Origin of the sequence: Streptomyces sp. NPDC126499, from assembly GCF_040302485.1 — a bacterium.
Taxonomy (GTDB): domain Bacteria; phylum Actinomycetota; class Actinomycetes; order Streptomycetales; family Streptomycetaceae; genus Streptomyces.
The window spans coordinates 1,268-2,489 of sequence record NZ_JBEOUO010000051.1 but is presented as its reverse complement, the minus strand read 5'-3'; the positions used below and the strand labels follow the sequence as shown (position 1 = coordinate 2,489).

Genomic DNA, 1,222 nt, shown 5'->3' with positions numbered 1-1,222 from the left:
GGGGGCGTGTTCGTTACTTCAGAACTAACACAGTGGACGCGAGCAACTGAGGACAAGCCCTCGGCCTATTAGTACCGGTCAGCTCCACCCATTACTGGGCTTCCACATCCGGCCTATCAACCCAGTCGTCTACTGGGAGCCTTACCCTCTCAAGGAGGTGGGAATACTCATCTCGAAGCAGGCTTCCCGCTTAGATGCTTTCAGCGGTTATCCCTCCCGAACGTAGCCAACCAGCCATGCCCTTGGCAGGACAACTGGCACACCAGAGGTTCGTCCGTCCCGGTCCTCTCGTACTAGGGACAGCCCTTCTCAATATTCCTACGCGCACAGCGGATAGGGACCGAACTGTCTCACGACGTTCTAAACCCAGCTCGCGTACCGCTTTAATGGGCGAACAGCCCAACCCTTGGGACCGACTCCAGCCCCAGGATGCGACGAGCCGACATCGAGGTGCCAAACCATCCCGTCGATATGGACTCTTGGGGAAGATCAGCCTGTTATCCCCGGGGTACCTTTTATCCGTTGAGCGACGGCGCTTCCACAAGCCACCGCCGGATCACTAGTCCCGACTTTCGTCCCTGCTCGACCCGTCGGTCTCACAGTCAAGCTCCCTTGTGCACTTACACTCAACACCTGATTGCCAACCAGGCTGAGGGAACCTTTGGGCGCCTCCGTTACCCTTTGGGAGGCAACCGCCCCAGTTAAACTACCCATCAGACACTGTCCCTGATCCGGATCACGGACCCAGGTTAGACATCCAGCACGACCAGAGTGGTATTTCAACGGCGACTCCACCATGACTGGCGTCACGGCTTCAAAGTCTCCCACCTATCCTACACAAGCCGAACCGAACACCAATATCAAACTGTAGTAAAGGTCCCGGGGTCTTTCCGTCCTGCTGCGCGAAACGAGCATCTTTACTCGTAGTGCAATTTCACCGGGCCTATGGTTGAGACAGTCGAGAAGTCGTTACGCCATTCGTGCAGGTCGGAACTTACCCGACAAGGAATTTCGCTACCTTAGGATGGTTATAGTTACCACCGCCGTTTACTGGCGCTTAAGTTCTCAGCTTCGCCCACCCGAAAGTGAGCTAACCGGTCCCCTTAACGTTCCAGCACCGGGCAGGCGTCAGTCCGTATACATCGCCTTACGGCTTCGCACGGACCTGTGTTTTTAGTAAACAGTCGCTTCTCGCTGGTCTCTGCGGCCACCCCCAGCTCAG

Annotated in this window: 1 rRNA gene (only partly in view); it reads right to left on the bottom strand. The window is 56.5% G+C overall.

The features are described 5' to 3' along the window. Window positions 1-48: 48 nt before the first annotated feature. A 23S ribosomal RNA gene (locus tag ABTZ91_RS33930) occupies window positions 49-1,222 on the bottom strand (its annotated part continues 1,267 nt past the right edge of the window); the annotation flags it as partial.